This is a genomic window from Candidatus Sarcina troglodytae (genome assembly GCF_015708635.1).
GTDB classification, from domain to species: Bacteria; Bacillota; Clostridia; order Clostridiales; family Clostridiaceae; genus Sarcina; species Sarcina ventriculi.
In genome coordinates, this window is the sequence record NZ_CP051754.1 from 74735 (window position 1) to 99038 (window position 24304).

The 24304-nt window shown below is 34.9% G+C and carries 16 protein-coding genes, 1 tRNA gene and 5 rRNA genes; 19 read left to right on the forward strand and 3 right to left on the reverse strand.

The window, feature by feature from the left end:
- The first annotated feature begins 41 nt into the window (after positions 1-41).
- The 10 genes from dnaX (at position 42) to HH195_RS00430 (ending at position 8752) form a co-directional block, all read left to right on the forward strand.
- A complete protein-coding gene (dnaX, locus tag HH195_RS00385) occupies positions 42-1691 on the forward strand; it encodes a DNA polymerase III subunit gamma/tau (protein WP_196371179.1) in 1650 nt (549 codons plus the stop codon).
- Between the two features lie 124 nt (positions 1692-1815).
- The gene (locus HH195_RS00390; protein ID WP_055260091.1) at positions 1816-2151 is read left to right on the forward strand and encodes a YbaB/EbfC family nucleoid-associated protein; all 336 of its coding nucleotides are present in this window, start codon (positions 1816-1818) and stop codon (positions 2149-2151) included.
- Between the two features lie 77 nt (positions 2152-2228).
- On the forward strand, positions 2229-2825 hold the full coding sequence (gene recR, locus HH195_RS00395; protein ID WP_055260090.1) for a recombination mediator RecR: 597 nt from the start codon (positions 2229-2231) through the stop codon (positions 2823-2825).
- 115 nt (positions 2826-2940) lie between these two features.
- A complete protein-coding gene (locus tag HH195_RS00400; RefSeq protein WP_196371180.1) occupies positions 2941-3219 on the forward strand; it encodes a pro-sigmaK processing inhibitor BofA family protein in 279 nt (92 codons plus the stop codon).
- 188 nt (positions 3220-3407) lie between these two features.
- The gene (locus tag HH195_RS00405; RefSeq protein WP_196371181.1) at positions 3408-4760 is read left to right on the forward strand and encodes a hypothetical protein; all 1353 of its coding nucleotides are present in this window, start codon (positions 3408-3410) and stop codon (positions 4758-4760) included.
- 153 nt (positions 4761-4913) lie between these two features.
- Positions 4914-5096 (forward strand): hypothetical protein, encoded by a 183-nt coding sequence (locus HH195_RS00410; RefSeq protein WP_196371182.1) that lies wholly within the window; start codon positions 4914-4916, stop codon positions 5094-5096.
- Between the two features lie 72 nt (positions 5097-5168).
- Complete coding sequence (locus HH195_RS00415; protein ID WP_055260086.1) at positions 5169-5348, forward strand: hypothetical protein; 180 nt, start codon at positions 5169-5171, stop codon at positions 5346-5348.
- Positions 5349-5462: 114 nt separating this feature from the next.
- Positions 5463-6539 carry a pyridoxal-phosphate-dependent aminotransferase family protein gene (locus HH195_RS00420; RefSeq protein WP_196371183.1) on the forward strand — a complete coding sequence of 359 codons (1077 nt, stop codon included), beginning with the start codon at positions 5463-5465 and terminating at the stop codon, positions 6537-6539.
- Between the two features lie 42 nt (positions 6540-6581).
- The gene (locus HH195_RS00425) at positions 6582-7484 is read left to right on the forward strand and encodes an NAD(P)-dependent oxidoreductase (protein ID WP_196371184.1); all 903 of its coding nucleotides are present in this window, start codon (positions 6582-6584) and stop codon (positions 7482-7484) included.
- A 26-nt stretch (positions 7485-7510) separates the two neighbouring features.
- A complete protein-coding gene (locus tag HH195_RS00430; protein ID WP_196371185.1) occupies positions 7511-8752 on the forward strand; it encodes a DUF1015 domain-containing protein in 1242 nt (413 codons plus the stop codon).
- Between the two features lie 80 nt (positions 8753-8832).
- On the opposite strand, the gene HH195_RS00435 is transcribed toward HH195_RS00430, so the two are convergent.
- Positions 8833-9528, reverse strand: coding sequence for a 5'-methylthioadenosine/adenosylhomocysteine nucleosidase (locus HH195_RS00435; protein WP_055260082.1), 696 nt, complete (start codon positions 9526-9528; stop codon positions 8833-8835).
- Positions 9529-9638: 110 nt separating this feature from the next.
- Complete coding sequence (locus tag HH195_RS00440; RefSeq protein ID WP_196371186.1) at positions 9639-10475, reverse strand: CPBP family intramembrane glutamic endopeptidase; 837 nt, start codon at positions 10473-10475, stop codon at positions 9639-9641.
- Positions 10476-10638: 163 nt separating this feature from the next.
- On the opposite strand from HH195_RS00440, the gene HH195_RS00445 reads away from it, so the two are divergent.
- The 7 genes from HH195_RS00445 to HH195_RS00475 all read left to right on the forward strand — a co-directional run bounded on the left by HH195_RS00445 (position 10639) and on the right by HH195_RS00475 (position 18618).
- Positions 10639-11400, forward strand: a complete 762-nt coding sequence (locus HH195_RS00445; RefSeq protein WP_196371187.1) for a tRNA threonylcarbamoyladenosine dehydratase — start codon at positions 10639-10641, stop codon at positions 11398-11400.
- A gap of 177 nt (positions 11401-11577) precedes the next feature.
- Positions 11578-12147, forward strand: coding sequence for a biotin transporter BioY (locus tag HH195_RS00450; RefSeq protein WP_196371188.1), 570 nt, complete (start codon positions 11578-11580; stop codon positions 12145-12147).
- Between the two features lie 17 nt (positions 12148-12164).
- The gene (gene bioB / locus HH195_RS00455; RefSeq protein WP_196371189.1) at positions 12165-13115 is read left to right on the forward strand and encodes a biotin synthase BioB; all 951 of its coding nucleotides are present in this window, start codon (positions 12165-12167) and stop codon (positions 13113-13115) included.
- 624 nt (positions 13116-13739) lie between these two features.
- Positions 13740-15249, forward strand: a 16S ribosomal RNA gene (locus HH195_RS00460).
- Between the two features lie 198 nt (positions 15250-15447).
- Positions 15448-18351, forward strand: a 23S ribosomal RNA gene (locus HH195_RS00465).
- A gap of 67 nt (positions 18352-18418) precedes the next feature.
- A 5S ribosomal RNA gene (gene rrf / locus HH195_RS00470) occupies positions 18419-18536 on the forward strand.
- A gap of 6 nt (positions 18537-18542) precedes the next feature.
- Positions 18543-18618: transfer RNA gene (locus tag HH195_RS00475), tRNA-Lys, on the forward strand.
- Positions 18619-18720: 102 nt separating this feature from the next.
- On the opposite strand, the gene HH195_RS00480 is transcribed toward HH195_RS00475, so the two are convergent.
- A complete protein-coding gene (locus HH195_RS00480) occupies positions 18721-19203 on the reverse strand; it encodes a PTS sugar transporter subunit IIA (RefSeq protein ID WP_196371190.1) in 483 nt (160 codons plus the stop codon).
- A 429-nt stretch (positions 19204-19632) separates the two neighbouring features.
- Between HH195_RS00480 and HH195_RS00485 the strand changes: the two genes are divergently transcribed.
- Together HH195_RS00485 and HH195_RS00490 are read left to right on the forward strand one after the other, a co-directional pair.
- Positions 19633-21142: ribosomal RNA gene (locus HH195_RS00485) — 16S ribosomal RNA — on the forward strand.
- 198 nt (positions 21143-21340) lie between these two features.
- Positions 21341-24244, forward strand: a 23S ribosomal RNA gene (locus tag HH195_RS00490).
- The 16S, 23S and 5S rRNA genes sit together here with 1 tRNA gene alongside, the layout of an rRNA operon.
- The last annotated feature ends 60 nt before the right edge of the window (positions 24245-24304 follow it).

The window sequence follows — 24304 nt, forward strand, 5'->3', positions numbered from 1 at the left end:
AAGAGTTTAAGAAATTAATTAAGCTTAGAGAGGTGAATTTTTTGTCATATAAAGCTTTATATAGAGAATGGAGACCTAAAAATTTTGAAGATATTATTGGTCAGGAACATATAACTATTACTTTAAAAAATGAAATAATAAATAAAAGAACATCTCATGCATATCTTTTTTGTGGAACTCGAGGTACAGGAAAAACATCTACAGCAAAGGTATTTGCAAAGGCGTTAAACTGTTTAAAACCTAAAAATGGGGAACCTTGTAATGAATGTGAAATGTGCTTAAAGATAAATGATGGATTAGCTATTGATGTAGTAGAACTTGATGCGGCATCTAACAATGGTGTTGATAAGATAAGAGAAATTATAGAAGATGTAAAGTATCCACCCCAAGAAGCTAATTTTAAAGTTTACATAATGGATGAGGTTCATATGCTATCTATGGGTGCTGTTAATGCGTTTTTAAAAACTTTAGAAGAACCACCTAAAAACGTTGTTTTTATTTTAGCAACTACAGATCCGCAAAGATTACCCATAACTATACTTTCAAGATGTCAAAGGTTTGACTTTAAAAGAATAAATAAAGAACAAATAGTATCTAGACTTAGAAAAATTACCGTAGAAAAAGGTATATTTGCAGATGATAGAAGTTTAAATTTAATAGCTAGGGTGTCAGATGGTGCGATGAGGGACTCCCTTAGTATATTAGAACAAGCAATATCTATGGGGAATGAAAAGGTTGATTATAATAGTTTACTTAAAATACTAGGTCTTGTAACAAATGATAATCTATTTAGACTAATAGATGCTATTATTGAAAGAAATATAGAAAAAGCCATGCTTACAATTGAAGAAATTGTAATGTCTGGTAAAGATGTGGGCATATTTATTAAGGATTTGATGAATCATTTTAGAAATCTTTTAATGATAAAAATAACTCATAATCCAGAAGATGTTTTAGATACATCTGAAGAAAATATAGAAAGACTTAAAGAGCAAAGTTTAAGAATTAGAGTAGAAGAAATAATGAGATGTATTAAAATTTTGCAAGAAGGTGAAGATAGTTTAGCTTTAAGCAAGCAATCTAGAATTGATTTAGAGCTTGCTATAATTAAAATGTGCAAAATAGAATACGATACTTCAAAGGAAGTTTTATTAAATAGAATAAATAAATTAGAAGAAATATTAAAAAGTGGTAATATAAAGATTAAAGCTGTACATGATAAAAATAGCTCAAGTATAGAAGAGTCCAGTGTTAATGTAGTACCAGATAATAATATAAATGATATAAGTAAAATTGTTAATGAAGAAAAAGATTCAACTACACTTTTAGACGTAAATTCTGAATCAACTTTAGAAATAGATGATGTTAAGAAGGCTTGGAATGATGTTTTGGAGCATTTAAAATCAAGAAGGGCAATGATTTTATTTGCAACTCTTAGGACTGGTAAACCTATAGCTTGTAAAAATGGAATAATTACAATAGAATATGAAGAACAATTTAAGTTTAATAAAGATAGGTTAGAAAAATCTGAATATAGGGTGTTAGTAGAAGATGTTTTATCAGAAGTTTTTAAGGAAACAGTTAAATTTAGATGTGTTATAGATAAGCAAGATGCTGATGAAGAATCTATAACTTTAGAGCAAGAGCTTCTAAATAAATTAGGTAGTGGTTTAGAGATATTAGATGAGTAGCTTTTGAGATATAGCTACTAAAAAAATATAAAGACTCATATTAATAATAAAAGGTTATTATATAGAAAAGAAGAATAAAATACTATATAATAATTAGAGACTTAATTAAAAGGAGGATATATTTATGGCAAGAGGTGGATTCCCAGGAATGGGAAACATGAATAACTTAATGAAACAAGCACAAATGCTTCAAAAGCAAATGGCAGAAATGCAAGAAGAAATTTCAAATACAGTATTTGAAGGAAATGCAAATGGAGATCTTGTTGTAGCACAAGTTAATGGTAAAAAAGAACTTTTAAGCTTAAAAATAAAACCAGAAATAGTTGATCCAGATGATGTTGAAATGTTAGAAGATTTAGTAATAACTGCTGTAAGAATGGCGTTAAGTAAAGCAGAACAAGAAACATCAGAAAAAATGGGTAAATTAACTGGTGGAATGAATATGCCAGGATTATTCTAAGATAAAAAAATAATTTAATGTGATAAAACTCTGTTGAATAGTCAACGGAGTTTTATCAATTACTTAGGAGGGTTATTATGGATTTTTATCCAGTTGCTATAGAAAAACTTATAGAAGAGTTTGCTAAACTACCAGGAATAGGTAAGAAAACTGCTCAAAGATTAACGCTTCATGTATTAAATTTGCCAAAAGATGAGGTTGAGGAATTTTCAAATGCATTAGTTAAGGCAAGAGGAACTATAAAATATTGTTCAGTATGCGGAAACTTTACAGATTCAGATCCTTGTGCGATATGTGGTAACCCAAGTAGAGATAAAACTCAAATATGTGTAGTAGAACAACCTAAAGATATAATGACAATGGAAAAAGTTAAGGATTATAATGGTGTATATCATGTACTTCATGGAAATATATCGCCTATGCAAGGAAGAGGACCTCAAGATATTAGGTTGAGAGAATTGGTGTCTAGGATGAATGGAAATATAAAGGAAGTTATAGTTGCTACTAATCCTAATATAGAAGGAGAAGCTACTGCTATGTATATATCGAAAATATTAAAGCCATTAGATGTTAAGGTAACTAGAATTGCTGCGGGAATACCAGTTGGTGGAGATTTAGAGTATGCAGATGAGGTGACTTTATCTAAAGCATTAGAAGGAAGGAAAGAGATTTAACAAAAAATTAATTTAGAATATATTTATATAATGATATAATGTTATCTAAAAAAAATAGTAAAAAGGGGGTGCGCTGTTGCTATTTTATCACAAATAGATAGCTTCAGTATTTAATATGAATATACATTCATTAACACTTCAAAATATTATAATGGTACTTATAGGATTGATATTGGGAATAATAGTTCTAAAATTAATATTTAGTTCTATAAAAAAAATAGTAGGGTTAATGATAAATAGTGTTTTAGGTGTAATACTTTTAATGATTGTAAATTTCTTTGGAGCATACGTAGGTATAAGTGTTAATATCAATTTACTTACAGCTATTATTGTAGGAATTTTTGGTATTCCGGGTATAATATTTCTTGTTGTATTCCAAAATTTTATAAGATAATACAAAGAACAGGTAGCAAATATTTTGCTACCTGTTTTTTATATTATATTGGGAGGAGTAAATATATCTAATAATAATATATGGTTGTATTGTAAAAGTGTTACTAAATTGATAGAATTTAATCATAAATATATTTAAAAAATACTATAAATAAATATACTTAATTTTATTTAATTTAGGAGATTTTTATGGATAACATAATTGACGGAAAGAAAAATTTGAATAACAAAACAATATTATATTCAGGTATATTAACGATTATAATTTTTATACTTATAGGAAATTTAAATTTAATTGTCATGTTATGTGGTGATACTTTAAATCTTAGTAAAATTGATATATTAAAAAGAGGTTTTTCAATGTCAATTTTTGATATATCAATCCTATATATTACACTGTGTATTTTAGTGCATACTGTTTTGAAAGATAAACAACAAGTATTAAAAAACTATGTAAAAGCTAGAATGAAAAGCAATAGCATTTTAGATAAGGAATTAAAATTTTTAAGCACAATAATTAGTATATCTATTTTAATAAATTTATTTATAAAATTTATTTTATATTTTATCTTTAGAAAAACTTTAGTTTCAATGTTTAATATAGGATTTAATAATGTTTTATTGTTTTCATTTTATGTGATTTTAGTTACTTGCATCTTATATTTACTAGTTGTTATAAATTATGTATCAATTAAGGATTTTGTAAATGGGACTTTTGTTTATTGTGTGATTTTGGGTACTGTAAGTGTAGTGCTTGGAGCAGGAAGTTTATTTATAAGTGAAAAAATTTTATGGATTCAAAATATTTTAAATATGATTTATGCTGTATACAATCCTATAATAATGCCTTTTTATGCTTTTTATGATGTATACAATAGAAGTTTATCAGCTAATATTGGAATAATTTTTTCAATGTGTGTAGTAACTTTGTTATTAAAATACGTTTTTAAAAATTTTTGCGATATGTTGAATAAAGATAATATTAAGAAGTTTTATATAAATTCTATATTGAAAAAAATGTTTTTTATATGTGGCGCAATAGCTATGAGTTATATAGTATTTTTAATAGGATTTACATTGTTAATAAGTTTCAATGTTTTAACTTATGATGTAGGAATGCTTATTATTAATTTAATTCAAGTTGTTTTTGCTGGAATAATATACATGAAATTAAATACATTATATTTAAATAAACAAAATTTAAAAAATAAAAAATTAGTTAAAGATAATAAAAATTTAAAGAAAGATGATATTTTAAAAAATGTTCATAATAAATTAAATGAAAATATTTATAAAGAGAGTCTACAAAAGACTCAAATATTTAAATCATTAAATTTAGAGAATGAATTATTAGATTGTGAAATGATAAAAAATTTTTCATTTAATGAGATGGAAGAATACCCACTGAATGAAGATGATAGTGTAAAAGAGTATAAGAATGATTTAAATGGTATTAAAGTTAAAGAAATCAACAATGAGATAGATAAAGATGATAAAAATTTAATAGAGTTTTTGAATAGTGATAATGTAATCAAAAATTAAATCTCAATGATTAAAAATTTAGACAAACAATATTTATTAAAAAATATAACGTATGAATTTATCACATTGACTAATGTTTTCTATGTAGTAGAATAAATTTAATATTTATATTGTTAAAAGTATAAAATTTTAAATATGAGAGGAGAAGTTTTAATGAGCGTAGGAACGGCATTAAACTGTAAATATTGCATAGATTTTAAAAATAATAAGTGTGATAGTACAGAAAAAAATTGTTTATGTAGGATATGTCCAAGAAATTTAGGACAATGTATATGTGTAAAATATTGTAGAGAAACTGAATCTGTTTTAATTTGGGAAGATGATAATGAGCAATAGAATATAATTCTTATTTTAGGTAAACAATAAAATGTATCTACTTTTATTATTTACTTAAAAGAGGTGTATTTTATGGATAAAGAGCAACAGTTTGTAGGAATAGTACAAGAGTGTAGTGATTTTGTGTTTCCATCAGTTATAAATGGGGTTGTATCTAGTAAAATTTCTACTAAAAGTTGTAATAATTGTTTAAGCTCAAAAAGAGGACAGTGTGAAAATGAGTTTAAAAACAATCTAGAAAATAGTAAGTAAATATAATTTATAAACCTTAAATTGTGATAAATTTAAGGTTTATTTTTATTTGAAAAATAATAGAAAAAAGATTAAAAGCATATAATTATAAAATAAAATTTAAGGAGATATTATATGCATAAGAAGTTATTTATACCAGGACCAGTAGAGGTTAGACAAGAAGTTTTAAGCCAAATGGCATTACCGCTAATAGGACATAGAGGAAAGGATGCATCTCAGCTTCAAGAAAATATTATTAATAATTTCAAAAAAATATTTTATACAAATGAACAAATACTTTTATCAACAAGTTCAGGCAGTGGTCTTATGGAGGGTGCTATTAGGAGCTGTACCTTGAAAAAAGCAGCGGTATTTTCCATAGGTGCTTTTGGAGATAGATGGTATGAGATGGCTATAAGTAATAATATTGTGGCTGATAAGTTTGAGAAACAATGGGGAGAAACGTTTACAAAAGAAGAAATAGAAAGGGTATTAGAAACTGGGGAATATGATTTAATAACAATAACCCATAATGAAACATCAACAGGTGTGATGAATCCAATTGAGGAAATAGCTGAGGTTATAGGTAAATATCCTGATATAATTTTTTGTGTTGATGCTGTAAGCTCAGCGGTAGGTAGTAAAATAGAAGTTGATAAATTAGGGATTGATATATTAATAACTTCTTCTCAAAAGTGTATAGGACTTCCGCCTGGTATGTCTGTTTGTACATTTTCTACTAAAGCAATAAAGAGGGCTGAAAAAGTTACTTATAGGGGAAAATATTTTGATTTATTGTCTTTATATAAATATATTAAGGATAAAAATTATCAATACCCATCAACTCCATCAATATCTCATATGTATGCTTTAGATTATCAATTAAATTATATTGTTAATGAAGAGGGTATAGAGAATAGATTTGGAAGACATAAAGTTATGGCTAAGATAACACAGGAATGGGCAGATAAATATTTTGAACTTTTTGCTGATAAAAAATATTTATCTAATACTGTGACAACTATAAAAAATGTTAGAAATATAGATTTTTCCTATTTAAATAACGAATTAGGTAAAAGAGGATTTCAAATATCAAATGGATATGGGATTTTAAAAGATAAGACGTTTAGGATAGCTCATATGGCCGATTGTACAATAGAAAGTTTGAATGATTTACTTGAGAATATTAATGACATTTTAAAATTAAATTAGATTAAAAATATGTGATTAAAAAGATTTTCAAGGAGTGAGTTTATGATTAAGGTGTTGGCTAATGACGGATTAGATTTTAATTGTAAAAAGCAGTTAGAAGATTTAGGAGTTGATGTGTTAGATTTTCATTATGATAATGAATCTTTAAAAAAAGAGATAAAAAACTTTGATGTTATCATAGTTAGATCGGCTACAGAAGTGAGAAAAGACATTATTGATAAAGCTGTTGAAGGGAAAAAACTAAAGTTAATCATAAGAGGTGGAGTAGGAATAGATAATATTGATATAGACTATGCTAGGTTAAAAGGTATAGAGGTTTATAATACACCTTATGCAAGCTCAGTATCAGTGGCTGAAATGGTTTTAGCTCATATATTTTGCTTAGCTAAATTTTTAAATCAATCTAATGTAACTATGAGGGAAGGAGCTTGGAATAAAAAACAATATTTAGGAATAGAACTTTTAAATAAAACTCTTGGGATAATTGGTATGGGTAGAATAGGAAAAGAGTTAGCATTAAAAGCAAAGGCTTTAGGTATGAATGTAATTTATTATGATATATTGGGGGAAATAGACAAGGCATATGGTGAATTTAAAGATTTTAAATATGTTTTAAAAAATTCTAAATTTCTATCCATTAATGTATCGGGGAATAAGGTTATAATTGGAAAAGATGAATTTAAAATCATGAGGAATGATTCATTTCTAATTAATTGCTCAAGGGGGAATGTTGTAGATGAGCAAGCTCTTCTATATGCTTTAGAAAATAAAGAAATTTTAGGAGCGGGTCTTGATGTTTTTTCTAGTGAACCTATTAAAAATAAAAAATTATTGAGTTGCAAAAATGTTAGTTTAAGTCCACATGTAGCTGCATCAACTAAAGAAGCTCAAGATAAAATAGGTGAAGAAATAATATGTATAATAAAAGAAAAATTTGATATATAAAAATGTTTTAAGGAGAGAAGTTAAAGATGGTTAAGATTAAAGCATTTAATGCTATAAGACCTAAAGAAAAACTAGCAAAATATGTAGCAGAACTTCCTTATGATGTTGTAACTTATGAAGAGGCTGTAGAAAAAGGAAAAAATAAATACTCTTTTATTCATGTAGATAAAGCGGAAATAGATTTAGATGATAATATAGATGTATACAGTGATAAAGTATACAAAAGAGCTAAAGAGAATTTAGATAATATGATAGACTCTGGAATTTTAATCAAGGATAAAAAATCTTGTATATATATTTATAGCGAAACAATGAATGGAAAGACTCAAACTGGAATAGTTGCATGTTTTTCAATTGATGATTATTTAAATAATAATATAAAAAAACATGAATATACAACAAAGAAAAAAGAAATAGATAGAATAAATCATGTAAATACTTGTAATGCAAATACTGGTCCAATTTTTTTAACATATAAAGATAATAGCGAGTTAGATTCTATAATTAACGCATGTATACAGAGGGAAAATATTTATAGTTTTATATCTGATGATGGAATAAAACATGAGTGTTTTAAAATAGATGATGAAAATATTATACGAAATATTATAAATGTATTTTATAATATAAAAAGTTTATATATAGCAGATGGTCATCATAGAGCAGCATCTGCAGTAGAAGTGGGATTAAAAAGAAGAAATGAAAATAAAAATTTTAAAGGGGATGAAGAATTTAATTATTTTTTAGGAATAGCCTTTCCTCATAATCAATTAAATATATTAGCTTACAATAGGGTTATAAAAGATTTAAATGGGTATAGTTATGATGAATTTATTAGGAAGGTACAAGAAAATTTTCATATAAATAAGTTGCCGTTAGGTACTCAATATAAACCAAAAGAAAAAGGTGAATTTGGCATGTATTTAAATAAGTTTTGGTATAGACTAAAAGTTAAGGACGATGTATTAAAAGATTTAGATATAGTCAATAGTTTAGATGTGTCAATTCTTCAAAATAATATTTTGGGTCCAATATTAAATATTAAGGATCCTAGGGAAGATGAGAGAATAGAGTTTGTAGGCGGAATAAAAGGGCTTAAAGCACTTGAAATAAAAGTAAGTAAGGATTTTGATGTAGCTTTTTCAATGTATCCAACCTCAATAGATGAAATAATGGAAATTGCAGATAACGGTTTTATTATGCCACCTAAGTCAACTTGGTTTGAGCCAAAACTAAGGAGTGGGCTCTTTATTCATAGTTTAGAATAGATACTATATTAAAAACAGAATTTAAGTAAAAATGTTGATATTAGGATATCTAATATCAACATTAAATAAATTCTATAGGATTAGTTCATTTTTAAAACCATAGATTTTAATATAGAAGTTGAGTTTTTAACTCCTATAGCAGTAAATTCGGCAAAATCCATATGAGCACCATTATTAGCGTTATCAGAAATTGATCTTATGACAACAAATGGTATTTTATTAAGATAGCAAACTTGAGCGATACTACCGCCTTCCATTTCACATGCTAAAGCTTTAAATTCCTCATCAAACCATTTAACTTTTGCAGGGTCTGCAACGAACTGATCTCCTGTAACTATCCTACCAACAAAGCTTTTAATATTTCCATTTTCTTTGCAAGCTTCTTTAGCTAAAGCAACCAATGATTCATCACATTTAAAATCAAATGTATCTAATCTAGGAATTTGCCCAATTGGATCACCAAATGCAGTTGTATCCATATCATATTGTACTAAATTATCACCAATAACTACGTCACCAGGATAGATTTCTTTGCCAACTCCACCTGCAACTCCAACATTTATTACCTTATCAACTTTATATTCGCTTATAAGAATTTGAGCACAAACAGCAGCATTAACTTTACCTATACCACAAACTACAGCAACAGCTTCGGTATTCCAAACCATTCCTTTGTGGAAAATCATATTAGCTTTTGTTTCTTTGCTATCTATCTTCATGTCTTGTAAAAGTATTTCAAGCTCTTCACTCATTGCACTTATGATACCTAATGTCATCAATAAATCCTCCTTAAAATTATGTATATAATAAAATCTCTACTGCTTATTATATAGCAAAAGAGATTTTACTAACAGCTTTTTATAAAATTTTAAAAAGTTATTTTAAATTAAATTATAACATTTAATCCTTTTAACCCTTTATACATTAAGTATAGCCCTATAATTACATAAATAATCGATTGAACTATTATTGAGATTGTGCCCAAAGATAGTAAGGCAATAAACTGAGCGCAAAAGTTATTTATAAAATGCATGAATATACATATATAAATAGAATGAGTTTTATAATATACTGTTGCAAGAAAAAGTCCAAGAAAAAATGCATTCACTCCTTGAGGGATGTTTCTATGAGCAATTGCAAATATTAATGCTGATAAGATTATAGCAACCTTAGGCGAATATTTCTTTAAAAGTCCATTTAAAAATAATCCTCTATATATGAATTCTTCTATAAATGGAGCGAAAACACAAACAGTTAATAATAAATATATAGGGTCTAAACTCATAGTTTCAAAGGCTTTTGAGATATTTTCTGGCATAGGAATTAGTTTCGTTATGTGGCTTAAAGAGCCTTCAAAAAAAATTCTAAGACCTATTATTAGCAATCCAGCATAATAATATCCATGTTTAAGTTTTATAGGTTTAGATAAATCTCTATAAGATTTTTTAGAATATCTATTTATTTTGACTAAAATAAAACATATTAGCAGTAAAGATACTGTGGTACAAAGAAATTCAAGTATAAATCGTATAATTCCTAATTGTAATATCTTAATTGGTAAATTAAGAATTAATAATGCTCTAATTACAATTATGTTTAGTGTAGCAGATATATAATCATTAAATAAAGCAATAATAATAATTCCTATGATAGAAAGTTTACATATGTTTATTTCGCCATTATTCATTCTTTTGTAAATATTTAATTTTGAAAAAAAATTCATAAAATCCTCAATAAATTAATTATTTTCTTTAATATGTTTATTTAAAATTAATGTAATGTATGATATACATATTAAAATTTTATTTTATAGTTTATAAATAAAAAGTAAGTGTTATAATTATATGTAAATTTTAATTTGTTTTAAGAAAAGGAGAAAATTCTATATGGCACAACATTCATTATCTAGGACTGAGCTTTTAATAGGAGAAGAGGCGTTAAATAAATTAAAGAAAAGTAAAGTAATGATTTTTGGTATTGGTGGTGTAGGTAGTTTTACGGTAGAAGCATTAGTAAGAAGTGGTGTTTCAAATTTGATATTAGTAGATGATGATACAGTATGTTTAACTAATTTAAATAGACAAATACATGCGACTTATGAAACTATAAGTAAAAATAAGGTTGATGTTATGAAGGAGAGAATATTATCAATAAATAAAAATTGCAAAGTTGAAACTAAGCAAATATTTGTAAAACCAGAAGATTTAGAAAAGATAATACCAAATGATGTAGACTATGTGGTAGATGCGATAGATACAGTTTCATCTAAAATAGCATTAGCTGTATACTGTGAAAAAAAAGGAATAAATTTAATAAGTTCTATGGGGACAGGAAATAAGTTAAATCCATCTGAATTTAAAGTATCTGATATATATAAAACAAAGGTTTGTCCACTTGCTAAGGTTATGAGATATGAGCTTAAAAAAAGAGGTGTTAAAAAACTAAAAGTTGTTTACTCAGAGGAAATTCCGAGAAAACCTAAAGAAGATGATGTTGTAACTTGTAAAACAGGTTGTGTATGTACAGGAGGAACAAAAAAATGTACTGCTAAAAGACAAATTCCAGGAAGTATATCATTTGTACCACCAGTTGCGGGAATGATAATTGCATCGGAAGTAGTGAAAGATTTAATAAAAGAATATCTATAAACATAGAAATTTTATAGGATTATAGTATTAAAAAATAACAAAATTTTTATTTAAATGTTAAAAATAAGTAAATAAATAAAAATGAGGGTTGTAAATAAGGAGATAATAATATAATTAAAGAAAGGTTTTAAAATTAAATAATTTAATTATAAAAATAAACAATTAGGAGGAAAATAAATGAAGATCACAACTAAAGAACTAGTATTAATATCTTTTTTTGCGGCCCTTACTGCAATAGGAGCGTTTATAAGAATTCCATTGCCATATGTTCCTTTTACATTACAATATTTATTTTGTGCTATGGGAGCGATAATTTTAGGGAAAAAAAATGGGATGATAGCACAACTTGTATATGTAGGCATAGGATTGATAGGTATACCGGTGTTTACAAAAGGTGGGGGACCACAATACATATTTGAGCCTACTTTTGGATACTTGATAGGGTTTATAGTAGGTGCATATATAATAGGATTAATAATGTATAAAATTAAAAAAATAAATTTTGTAAGTGTATTTATATCAGTTACAATAGGATTAATTGTTATATATGCTTTTGGTGTTATATATCTTATGTTTATTGAAAATTTATATTTAGGAGCAACAATGACAATTGGACAATCTATATTAGTTGGAACTGTTCCATTTTTACCAGGAGATATATTTTTAAGTGTAATAATAAGTATAATAGCTCCTAATATAATTAGGAAACTTAATAAATCAGGAATAATTAATGGTATTTTGGATTAAAGGAGTTTGTTAAACTAATGAAGAAGTTAAAACAAGATATTATAAGTGGATATAAAATAAGTAAGAATGAAGCACTAAAACTTTATGATAAAAATTTAGATGAATTATTAAAAATAGCTGATGAAATAAGAGAAATATTTGTAGGAGATACTGTGGATTTATGTTCTATAATAAATGGCAAAAGTGGAAAGTGTTCAGAACATTGCAAATACTGTGCTCAGTCAGTTTATTTTGATACAGGGATAAGTGAATATGGCTTAGTAGATTATGAAACCATATTAGATAGTGTTTTAGAAAATCAAAATGAGGGAGTAAATAGATTTTCAATTGTGACCTCAGGAAGAGGATTAAATGGAGAAGAGTTTGTCAGGGTATTAGATTATTATAAAAAATTAAATAAAGATACTTTTATAAATTTATGTGCTTCACATGGAATTATAGATAAAAAAGCTTTAGAAGCGTTAAGAGAAAGTGGAGTAAGAAGATATCATCACAATGTTGAAACATCAAAAAATTATTATGGCGATATATGTTCAACGCATACTTATGAGGAAAGAATAAAAACAATAGAATGCGCAAAAGAAGTTGGGCTTGAAATATGTTCAGGTGGAATAATAGGAATGGGAGAAACAAGAGAGGATAGAGTAGACATGGCTATAGAACTTAGAGAATTAGGAGTTGTATCAATTCCTATAAATGTTCTTATGCCTATTAAAGGAACGCCATTAGAAAATGTGGATAGTTTAACTGAAGAGGAAATATTAAAAACTATAGCTATATTTAGATTAGTAAACCCTAAAGCGCAAATAAGACTTGCAGCAGGCAGGAATTATCTTAAAAGATTTGGAGAAAGAGCATTTAGGGGAGGGGCTAACGCAACGATTACAGGAAACTTATTAACGACATGTGGAAACAAGATAAAAGATGATAAAAAGTTAATAAAAGATTTAGGGTTAAATTTAAAGTGATTACTATATAAAATATTAATAATTTTATATAGTATATGGGAGAAAAAATATTTATTATTTTTAATAGAGACTGTATTAATTCATAGTCTCTATTTTTTTATAATAAAAATTTAGAAATACGTTGTTTTAAAATATTATTTTTAATGTGATATAAAATTAATAATTATATTTAGATATCTAAAAATAAAGATGGAATAAAGAAAGTTTTTATCTAGGTGATATTTTATAGTATTGTATTATAGTTAATATTATAAAAAATAAAATATACTATACCTGGCGTGTCGATGAATAAAATATAGAGAAAATAGAAATATTACTTAGTAAAAGTAAAATAATTTTAGATAATGAGGTAAGTAATAAAAACTTTAAATGAGTTTTATATGGTAAGATAACACCTGTCGCAAGGATTATTTAATTAATGAAGTTTGAAAATAAAAAATTAAAAAACTTGTTGACAAATGTTTAATCAAATGTTAAACTAAGAAAGTCGCTTGAGGGCGGCAAAGAAAAAAGAAAAACAATGGTCTTTGAAAATTAAACAGATAATTTAAGTAAACCAGCAATTCTTTTATAAGTAATATGAGTAGATTAAACTCAAATAATAACTAAGAAATTAGTATATTTTAATTTGAGAGTTTGATCCTGGCTCAGGATGAACGCTGGCGGCGTGCTTAACACATGCAAGTCGAGCGAGAAAAGTTCTTCGGAGTTTTTCTAGCGGCGGACGGGTGAGTAACACGTGGGCAACCTGCCTCATAGAGGGGAATAGCCTTCCGAAAGGAAGATTAATACCGCATAATATTGTTGAAAGGCATCTTTTAATAATCAAAGGAGCAATCCGCTATGAGATGGGCCCGCGGCGCATTAGCTAGTTGGTGAGGTAACGGCTCACCAAGGCGACGATGCGTAGCCGACCTGAGAGGGTGATCGGCCACATTGGAACTGAGACACGGTCCAGACTCCTACGGGAGGCAGCAGTGGGGAATATTGCACAATGGGGGAAACCCTGATGCAGCAACGCCGCGTGAGTGATGAAGGTCTTCGGATTGTAAAGCTCTGTCTTTAGGGACGATAATGACGGTACCTAAGGAGGAAGCCACGGCTAACTACGTGCCAGCAGCCGCGGTAATACGTAGGTGGCAAGCGTTATCCGGATTTACTGGGCGTAAAGGGAGCGTAGGCGGATATTTAAGTGGGATGTGAAATACCCGAGCTTAACTTGGGAGCTGCATTCCAAACTGGATATCTAGAGTGCAGGAGAGGAGAATGGAATTCCTAGTGTAGCGGTGAAATGCGTAGAGATTAGGAAGAACACCAGTGGCGAAGGCGATTCTCTGGACTGTAACTGACGCTGAGGCTCGAAAGCGTGGGGAGCAAACAGGATTAGATACCCTGGTAGTCCACGCCGTAAACGATGAATACTAGGTGTAGGGGCCCCAAGCCTCTGTGCCGCCGCTAACGCATTAAGTATTCCGCCTGGGGAGTACGGTCGCAAGATTAAAACTCAAAGGAATTGACGGGGACCCGCACAAGCAGCGGAGCATGTGGTTTAATTCGAAGCAACGCGAAGAACCTTACCTAGACTTGACATGTCCTGAATTACCAGTAATGTGGGAAGTTCCTTCGGGAACAGGAACACAGGTGGTGCATGGTTGTCGTCAGCTCGTGTCGTGAGATGTTGGGTTAAGTCCCGCAACGAGCGCAACCCTTATTGTTAGTTGGTACCATTAAGTTGACCACTCTAGCGAGACTGCCCGGGTTAACCGGGAGGAAGGTGGGGATGACGTCAAATCATCATGCCCCTTATGTCTAGGGCTACACACGTGCTACAATGGCAAGTACAAAGAGAAGCAATACTGTGAAGTGGAGCAAAACTCAAAAACTTGTCTCAGTTCGGATTGTAGGCTGAAACTCGCCTACATGAAGCTGGAGTTGCTAGTAATCGCGAATCAGAATGTCGCGGTGAATACGTTCCCGGGTCTTGTACACACCGCCCGTCACACCATGAGAGTTGGCAATACCCGAAGTCCGTAAGCTAACCGTAAGGAGGCAGCGGCCGAAGGTAGGGTCAGCGATTGGGGTGAAGTCGTAACAAGGTAGCCGTAGGAGAACCTGCGGCTGGATCACCTCCTTTCTAAGGAAGAACATCTTAGGAAAACTAAGATGATAATAAAGAATGCTTCTTAAATATCTGTTTAATTTTGAAAGACTAAGTTCTTTCAAAATTATGTTCTTTGAAAATTACACATAAGTATTAATAAATAGAGTAAAGCCAATTAAATTTACTATTCTTTGTAAAATTGATTGCAACTATCTAAAAGATAGAAACAAAGGTCAAGCTACAAAGGGCGTATGGTGAATGCCTTGGCATCAGGAGCCGATGAAGGACGTGATAAGCTGCGATAAGCTTTGGGTAGACGCACATAGTCTGAGATCCAAAGATTTCCGAATGAGGAAACTCACATGGGAAACCCCATGTATCGTTAACTGAATAAATAGGTTAACGAGGGTAAACCTAGGGAACTGAAACATCTAAGTACCTAGAGGAAGAGAAAGAAAAATCGATTTTCTAAGTAGCGGCGAGCGAAAGGGAAAGAGCCCAAACCGGAAACTTGTTTCCGGGGTTGTGGATAGAACATAACGAGAAACTATAACTAATTGAAGAGAGCTGGAAAGCTCTACCGTAGAAGGTAATAGTCCTGTAAGTGAAAGTTAGAGTAATCAAGTTCTAATCCAGAGTACCACGAGACACGTGAAACCTTGTGGGAAGCAGGGAGGACCACCTCCCAAGGCTAAATACTACCTGATGACCGATAGTGAAGCAGTACCGTGAGGGAAAGGTGAAAAGAACCCCGGGAGGGGAGTGAAATAGAACCTGAAACCATATGTCTACAACCGATCAAAGCACCTTATGTGTGCGATGATGTGCTTTTTGTAGAACGAGCCAACGAGTTACGATATGTAGCAAGGTTAAGTACTTAAGGTACGGAGCCGAAGGGAAACCAAGTCTTAATAGGGCAACTAGTTGCATGTCGTAGACCCGAAACCGGGTGACCTATCCATGGCCAGGTTGAAGCGAGGGTAAAACCTCGTGGAGGACCGAACCACGTTGCTGTTGAAAAAGCATGGGATGAGCTGTGGATAGCGGAGAAATTCCAATCGAACTCGGAGATAGCTGGTTCTCCTCGAAATAGCTTTAGGGCTAGCGTCGAATATGAGTAATGGAGGTAGAGCACTGAATGGGCTAGGGGGCATAGTGCTTACCGAACCTTATCAAACTCCGAATGCCATATACTATAAGTTCGGCAGTCAGACTACGAATGATAAGATCCGTGGTCAAAAGGGAAACAGCCCAGATCGTCAGCTAAGGTCCCAAAGTGTAAGTTAAGTGGAAAAGGATGTGGGATTTCTAAGACAACTAGGATGTTGGCTTAGAAGCAGCCACTCATTAAAAGAGTGCGTAATAGCTCACTAGTCGAGAGATCCTGCGCCGAAGATGTTCGGGGCTAAAACTTACCACCGAAGCTACGGGCTTGAATTTATTCAAGCGGTAGAGGAGCGTCGTAATCGGGCTGAAGTCATACCGTAAGGAGTGGTGGACTGATTACGAGTGAGAATGTTGGCATTAGTAGCGAGATGTAGGTGAGAATCCTACAGGCCGAATACCTAAGGTTTCCTCAGGAAGGCTCGTCCGCTGAGGGTTAGTCGGGACCTAAGCCGAGGCCGAAAGGCGTAGGTGATGGACAACTGGTTGATATTCCAGTACCACTACCATCGTTATTATCGATGGCGTGACGCAGGAGGATAGTGTGTGCTAGCTATTGGATGCTAGTCTAAGCATTTAGTCAGTTACAATAGGCAAATCCGTTGTAATAATAATGAGATGTTATGGGGAAGGTTCTACGGAACCGAAGTACATGATTCCACGCTGCCAAGAAAAGCGTCTAGAGAGAGAAGTAGTGCCCGTACCGCAAACCGACACAGGTAGGTGAGGAGAGAATCCTAAGGCCGGCGGAAGAATTGCAGTTAAGGAACTCGGCAAATTGATCCCGTAAGTTAGCAATAAGGGATGCCTATGAGAGTAGGCCGCAGAGAATAGGCTCAAGCAACTGTTTAGCAAAAACACAGGTCTCTGCTAAAGCGTAAGCTGATGTATAGGGGCTGACGCCTGCCCGGTGCTGGAAGGTTAAGGGGAACACTTAGCGTAAGCGAAGGTGTGAACTTAAGCCCCAGTAAACGGCGGCCGTAACTATAACGGTCCTAAGGTAGCGAAATTCCTTGTCAGGTAAGTTCTGACCCGCACGAATGGCGTAATGACTTGAGCACTGTCTCAACTGCAAATCCGGCGAAGTTGTAGTACCAGTGAAGATGCTGGTTACCCGCGATTGGACGGAAAGACCCCGTAGAGCTTTACTGTAGCTTAGCATTGAATTTCGGTATTGTCTGTACAGGATAGGTGGGAGACTGAGAGACTAGGGCGTCAGCCTTAGTGGAGTCGACGTTGGGATACCACCCTGATAGTACTGAAGTTCTAACTGGCGGCCATGAATCTGGTCACAGGACATTGTTAGGTGGGCAGTTTGACTGGGGCGGTCGCCTCCTAAAAAGTAACGGAGGCGCCCAAAGGTTCCCTCAGAACGGTCGGAAATCGTTCGAAGAGTGCAAAGGCAGAAGGGAGCCTGACTGCGACACCCACAAGTGGAGCAGGGACGAAAGTCGGGCTTAGTGATCCGGTGGTACCTCGTGGGAGGGCCATCGCTCAACGGATAAAAGCTACCTCGGGGATAACAGGCTGATCTCCCCCAAGAGTCCACATCGACGGGGAGGTTTGGCACCTCGATGTCGGCTCGTCGCATCCTGGGGCTGAAGTAGGTCCCAAGGGTTGGGCTGTTCGCCCATTAAAGCGGCACGCGAGCTGGGTTCAGAACGTCGTGAGACAGTTCGGTCCCTATCCGTCGCGGGCGTAGGAAATTTGAGAGGAGCTGTCCTTAGTACGAGAGGACCGGGATGGACTGACCTCTGGTGTACCAGTTGTTCCGCCAGGAGCACAGCTGGGTAGCTAAGTCGGGAAGGGATAAACGCTGAAAGCATCTAAGCGTGAAGCCCACCTCAAGATGAGATTTCCCATAGCATAAGCTAGTAAGACCCCTTGAAGAACACAAGGTTGATAGGTCAGAGGTGTAAGTATGGTAACATATTTAGCTGACTGATACTAATAGGTCGAGGGCTTGACCTAATTAACTTTATGTTAATGCTTAGTGTAATTTTGAGAGAATATATCTTTCATATAAATAACATGATTATCTGGTGATAATGCTCTTTAAGGTAACACCCGTTTCCATTCCGAACACGAAGGTTAAGCTTTTAGAGGCTGATGGTACTGCATGGGAGACTGTGTGGGAGAGTAAGTGGTTGCCAGGTTTATATGGTTCACTAGCTCAGTCGGTAGAGCACATGACTTTTAATCATGGTGTCCGGGGTTCGATTCCCCGGTGAGCCACCAAACCTCTATATTCTATATATAGAGGTTTATTTTTATATTATTTAGTGATGTAAGAAAAATTCTTAAGAAAAAATCTTAAGAATTTCTTTATTATTTACTAATTTATTTAATTTTATAAGTTAACACAACATCCTGTCCACCTGTAACGGTTTTTCCGATTAGATTTTTAAACTCTTTTATAGAATCATCAACATTAGTTATTAATAGAGGTGTTGCAAGAGAGAAACCTTTGCTTAGTATAAAATCTTTATTTATTTTAATTATAGGAGTTCCGGCCTTAACTTTAACTCCAGGCTCTATAAGCCTTTCAAAACCTTCACCATTTAGAGAAACAGTATCAACTCCTATATGAACTAATAATTCGACACCATTACTTAATGTTAGAGCGAATGCATGGTTTGTTTTAAAAATTAGATTTAATTCCCCATCAGCTGGTGCAACAAACACATCATCTGTAGGATTTATTGCTAATCCATCTCCTGCCATTTTTCCTGCGAATACTTCATCGGGAACTTCTGAAAGGTTCATTGTTGTTCCACTCACTGGTGCTATTAATTGAAAATCTTTTTTAAATAATCCAAACATACATATATCTTAATTTTATAAAAAATTAAGAATTCACCATCCTTTCCTATTAAATTAAAAGTGTATACAAATATTATCAAAATTCCTTTTATAACTAATTATAATAATATTTTGAAATATAATGATTTAAAGATAATATATAATAAAAAATTTGTTATGTCAATAAATAACTTTTTATAATTTTGTAGAATAAAATTTAAATCATAATATAAGAGTATTTATTCTTAAGAAAATAATAAAAATATTTAAAAAGTTGTTGACAAAGATTAAGTAAAGTGATAAGATAAAGAAGTCGATTGAGGGCGACAAAGAAAAAAGAAAAAGAATGGTCTTTGAAAATTAAACAGATAATTTAAGTAAACCAGCAATTCTTTTATAAGTAATATGAGTAGATTAAACTCAAATAAAAACTAAGAAATTAGTATATTTTAATTTGAGAGTTTGATCCTGGCTCAGGATGAACGCTGGCGGCGTGCTTAACACATGCAAGTCGAGCGAGAAAAGTTCTTCGGAGCTTTTCTAGCGGCGGACGGGTGAGTAACACGTGGGCAACCTGCCTCATAGGGGGGGATAGCCTTCCGAAAGGAAGATTAATACCGCATAATATTGTTGAAAGGCATCTTTTAACAATCAAAGGAGCAATCCGCTATGAGATGGGCCCGCGGCGCATTAGCTAGTTGGTGAGGTAACGGCTCACCAAGGCGACGATGCGTAGCCGACCTGAGAGGGTGATCGGCCACATTGGAACTGAGACACGGTCCAAACTCCTACGGGAGGCAGCAGTGGGGAATATTGCACAATGGGGGAAACCCTGATGCAGCAACGCCGCGTGAGTGATGAAGGTCTTCGGATTGTAAAGCTCTGTCTTTAGGGACGATAATGACGGTACCTAAGGAGGAAGCCACGGCTAACTACGTGCCAGCAGCCGCGGTAATACGTAGGTGGCAAGCGTTATCCGGATTTACTGGGCGTAAAGGGAGCGTAGGCGGATATTTAAGTGGGATGTGAAATACCCGAGCTTAACTTGGGAGCTGCATTCCAAACTGGATATCTAGAGTGCAGGAGAGGAGAATGGAATTCCTAGTGTAGCGGTGAAATGCGTAGAGATTAGGAAGAACACCAGTGGCGAAGGCGATTCTCTGGACTGTAACTGACGCTGAGGCTCGAAAGCGTGGGGAGCAAACAGGATTAGATACCCTGGTAGTCCACGCCGTAAACGATGAATACTAGGTGTAGGGGCCCCAAGCCTCTGTGCCGCCGCTAACGCATTAAGTATTCCGCCTGGGGAGTACGGTCGCAAGATTAAAACTCAAAGGAATTGACGGGGACCCGCACAAGCAGCGGAGCATGTGGTTTAATTCGAAGCAACGCGAAGAACCTTACCTAGACTTGACATGTCCTGAATTACCAGTAATGTGGGAAGTTCCTTCGGGAACAGGAACACAGGTGGTGCATGGTTGTCGTCAGCTCGTGTCGTGAGATGTTGGGTTAAGTCCCGCAACGAGCGCAACCCTTATTGTTAGTTGGTACCATTAAGTTGACCACTCTAGCGAGACTGCCCGGGTTAACCGGGAGGAAGGTGGGGATGACGTCAAATCATCATGCCCCTTATGTCTAGGGCTACACACGTGCTACAATGGCAGGTACAAAGAGAAGCAATACTGTGAAGTGGAGCAAAACTCAAAAACTTGTCTCAGTTCGGATTGTAGGCTGAAACTCGCCTACATGAAGCTGGAGTTGCTAGTAATCGCGAATCAGAATGTCGCGGTGAATACGTTCCCGGGTCTTGTACACACCGCCCGTCACACCATGAGAGTTGGCAATACCCGAAGTCCGTAAGCTAACCGTAAGGAGGCAGCGGCCGAAGGTAGGGTCAGCGATTGGGGTGAAGTCGTAACAAGGTAGCCGTAGGAGAACCTGCGGCTGGATCACCTCCTTTCTAAGGAAGAACATCTTAGGAAAACTAAGATGATAATAAAGAATGCTTCTTAAATATCTGTTTAATTTTGAAAGACTAAGTTCTTTCAAAATTATGTTCTTTGAAAATTACACATAAGTATTAATAAATAGAGTAAAGCCAATTAAATTTACTATTCTTTGTAAAATTGATTGCAACTATCTAAAAGATAGAAACAAAGGTCAAGCTACAAAGGGCGTATGGTGAATGCCTTGGCATCAGGAGCCGACGAAGGACGTGATAAGCTGCGATAAGCTTTGGGTAGACGCACATAGTCTGAGATCCAAAGATTTCCGAATGAGGAAACTCACATGGGAAACCCCATGTATCGTTAACTGAATAAATAGGTTAACGAGGGTAAACCTAGGGAACTGAAACATCTAAGTACCTAGAGGAAGAGAAAGAAAAATCGATTTTCTAAGTAGCGGCGAGCGAAAGGGAAAGAGCCCAAACCGGAAACTTGTTTCCGGGGTTGTGGATAGAACATAACGAGAAACTATAACTAATTGAAGAGAGCTGGAAAGCTCTACCGTAGAAGGTAATAGTCCTGTAAGTGAAAGTTAGAGTAATCAAGTTCTAATCCAGAGTACCACGAGACACGTGAAACCTTGTGGGAAGCAGGGAGGACCACCTCCCAAGGCTAAATACTACCTGATGACCGATAGTGAAGCAGTACCGTGAGGGAAAGGTGAAAAGAACCCCGGGAGGGGAGTGAAATAGAACCTGAAACCATATGTCTACAACCGATCAAAGCACCTTATGTGTGCGATGATGTGCTTTTTGTAGAACGAGCCAACGAGTTACGATATGTAGCAAGGTTAAGTACTTAAGGTACGGAGCCGAAGGGAAACCAAGTCTTAATAGGGCAACTAGTTGCATGTCGTAGACCCGAAACCGGGTGACCTATCCATGGCCAGGTTGAAGCGAGGGTAAAACCTCGTGGAGGACCGAACCACGTTGCTGTTGAAAAAGCATGGGATGAGCTGTGGATAGCGGAGAAATTCCAATCGAACTCGGAGATAGCTGGTTCTCCTCGAAATAGCTTTAGGGCTAGCGTCGAATATGAGTAATGGAGGTAGAGCACTGAATGGGCTAGGGGGCATAGCGCTTACCGAACCTTATCAAACTCCGAATGCCATATACTATAAGTTCGGCAGTCAGACTACGAATGATAAGATCCGTGGTCAAAAGGGAAACAGCCCAGATCGTCAGCTAAGGTCCCAAAGTGTAAGTTAAGTGGAAAAGGATGTGGGATTTCTAAGACAACTAGGATGTTGGCTTAGAAGCAGCCACTCATTAAAAGAGTGCGTAATAGCTCACTAGTCGAGAGATCCTGCGCCGAAGATGTTCGGGGCTAAAACTTACCACCGAAGCTACGGGCTTGAATTTATTCAAGCGGTAGAGGAGCGTCGTAATCGGGCTGAAGTCATACCGTAAGGAGTGGTGGACTGATTACGAGTGAGAATGTTGGCATTAGTAGCGAGATGTAGGTGAGAATCCTACAGGCCGAATACCTAAGGTTTCCTCAGGAAGGCTCGTCCGCTGAGGGTTAGTCGGGACCTAAGCCGAGGCCGAAAGGCGTAGGTGATGGACAACTGGTTGATATTCCAGTACCACTACCATCGTTATTATCGATGGCGTGACGCAGGAGGATAGTGTGTGCTAGCTATTGGATGCTAGTCTAAGCATTTAGTCAGTTACAATAGGCAAATCCGTTGTAATAATGATGAGATGTTATGGGGAAGGTTCTACGGAACCGAAGTACATGATTCCACGCTGCCAAGAAAAGCGTCTAGAGAGAGAAGTAGTGCCCGTACCGCAAACCGACACAGGTAGGTGAGGAGAGAATCCTAAGGCCGGCGGAAGAATTGCAGTTAAGGAACTCGGCAAATTGATCCCGTAAGTTAGCAATAAGGGATGCCTACGAGAGTAGGCCGCAGAGAATAGGCTCAAGCAACTGTTTAGCAAAAACACAGGTCTCTGCTAAAGCGTAAGCTGATGTATAGGGGCTGACGCCTGCCCGGTGCTGGAAGGTTAAGGGGAACACTTAGCGTAAGCGAAGGTGTGAACTTAAGCCCCAGTAAACGGCGGCCGTAACTATAACGGTCCTAAGGTAGCGAAATTCCTTGTCAGGTAAGTTCTGACCCGCACGAATGGCGTAATGACTTGAGCACTGTCTCAACTGCAAATCCGGCGAAGTTGTAGTACCAGTGAAGATGCTGGTTACCCGCGATTGGACGGAAAGACCCCGTAGAGCTTTACTGTAGCTTAGCATTGAATTTCGGTATTGTCTGTACAGGATAGGTGGGAGACTGAGAGACTAGGGCGTCAGCCTTAGTGGAGTCGACGTTGGGATACCACCCTGATAGTACTGAAGTTCTAACTGGCGGCCATGAATCTGGTCACAGGACATTGTTAGGTGGGCAGTTTGACTGGGGCGGTCGCCTCCTAAAAAGTAACGGAGGCGCCCAAAGGTTCCCTCAGAACGGTCGGAAATCGTTCGAAGAGTGCAAAGGCAGAAGGGAGCCTGACTGCGACACCCACAAGTGGAGCAGGGACGAAAGTCGGGCTTAGTGATCCGGTGGTACCTCGTGGGAGGGCCATCGCTCAACGGATAAAAGCTACCTCGGGGATAACAGGCTGATCTCCCCCAAGAGTCCACATCGACGGGGAGGTTTGGCACCTCGATGTCGGCTCGTCGCATCCTGGGGCTGAAGTAGGTCCCAAGGGTTGGGCTGTTCGCCCATTAAAGCGGCACGCGAGCTGGGTTCAGAACGTCGTGAGACAGTTCGGTCCCTATCCGTCGCGGGCGTAGGAAATTTGAGAGGAGCTGTCCTTAGTACGAGAGGACCGGGATGGACTGACCTCTGGTGTACCAGTTGTTCCGCCAGGAGCACAGCTGGGTAGCTAAGTCGGGAAGGGATAAACGCTGAAAGCATCTAAGCGTGAAGCCCACCTCAAGATGAGATTTCCCATAGCATAAGCTAGTAAGACCCCTTGAAGAACACAAGGTTGATAGGTCAGAGGTGTAAGTATGGTAACATATTTAGCTGACTGATACTAATAGGTCGAGGGCTTGACCTAATTAACTTTATGTTAATGCTTAGTGTAATTTTGAGAGAATATATCTTTCATATAAATAAC

What these genes read in the sequence shown, in the direction of transcription:
- HH195_RS00400 (WP_196371180.1), top strand. Translation starts at nt 2,941, where the DNA reads ATGAATATACATTCATTAACACTTCAAAATATTATAATGGTACTTATA.
- HH195_RS00420 (WP_196371183.1), top strand. Translation starts at nt 5,463, where the DNA reads ATGCATAAGAAGTTATTTATACCAGGACCAGTAGAGGTTAGACAAGAA.
- HH195_RS00410 (WP_196371182.1), top strand. Translation starts at nt 4,914, where the DNA reads ATGAGCGTAGGAACGGCATTAAACTGTAAATATTGCATAGATTTTAAA.
- HH195_RS00390 (WP_055260091.1), top strand. Translation starts at nt 1,816, where the DNA reads ATGGCAAGAGGTGGATTCCCAGGAATGGGAAACATGAATAACTTAATG.
- HH195_RS00440 (WP_196371186.1), bottom strand. Translation starts at nt 10,475, where the DNA reads ATGAATTTTTTTTCAAAATTAAATATTTACAAAAGAATGAATAATGGC.
- HH195_RS00480 (WP_196371190.1), bottom strand. Translation starts at nt 19,203, where the DNA reads ATGTTTGGATTATTTAAAAAAGATTTTCAATTAATAGCACCAGTGAGT.
- HH195_RS00435 (WP_055260082.1), bottom strand. Translation starts at nt 9,528, where the DNA reads ATGACATTAGGTATCATAAGTGCAATGAGTGAAGAGCTTGAAATACTT.
- recR (WP_055260090.1), top strand. Translation starts at nt 2,229, where the DNA reads ATGGATTTTTATCCAGTTGCTATAGAAAAACTTATAGAAGAGTTTGCT.
- HH195_RS00405 (WP_196371181.1), top strand. Translation starts at nt 3,408, where the DNA reads ATGGATAACATAATTGACGGAAAGAAAAATTTGAATAACAAAACAATA.
- HH195_RS00450 (WP_196371188.1), top strand. Translation starts at nt 11,578, where the DNA reads ATGAAGATCACAACTAAAGAACTAGTATTAATATCTTTTTTTGCGGCC.
- bioB (WP_196371189.1), top strand. Translation starts at nt 12,165, where the DNA reads ATGAAGAAGTTAAAACAAGATATTATAAGTGGATATAAAATAAGTAAG.
- HH195_RS00425 (WP_196371184.1), top strand. Translation starts at nt 6,582, where the DNA reads ATGATTAAGGTGTTGGCTAATGACGGATTAGATTTTAATTGTAAAAAG.
- HH195_RS00415 (WP_055260086.1), top strand. Translation starts at nt 5,169, where the DNA reads ATGGATAAAGAGCAACAGTTTGTAGGAATAGTACAAGAGTGTAGTGAT.
- HH195_RS00430 (WP_196371185.1), top strand. Translation starts at nt 7,511, where the DNA reads ATGGTTAAGATTAAAGCATTTAATGCTATAAGACCTAAAGAAAAACTA.
- HH195_RS00445 (WP_196371187.1), top strand. Translation starts at nt 10,639, where the DNA reads ATGGCACAACATTCATTATCTAGGACTGAGCTTTTAATAGGAGAAGAG.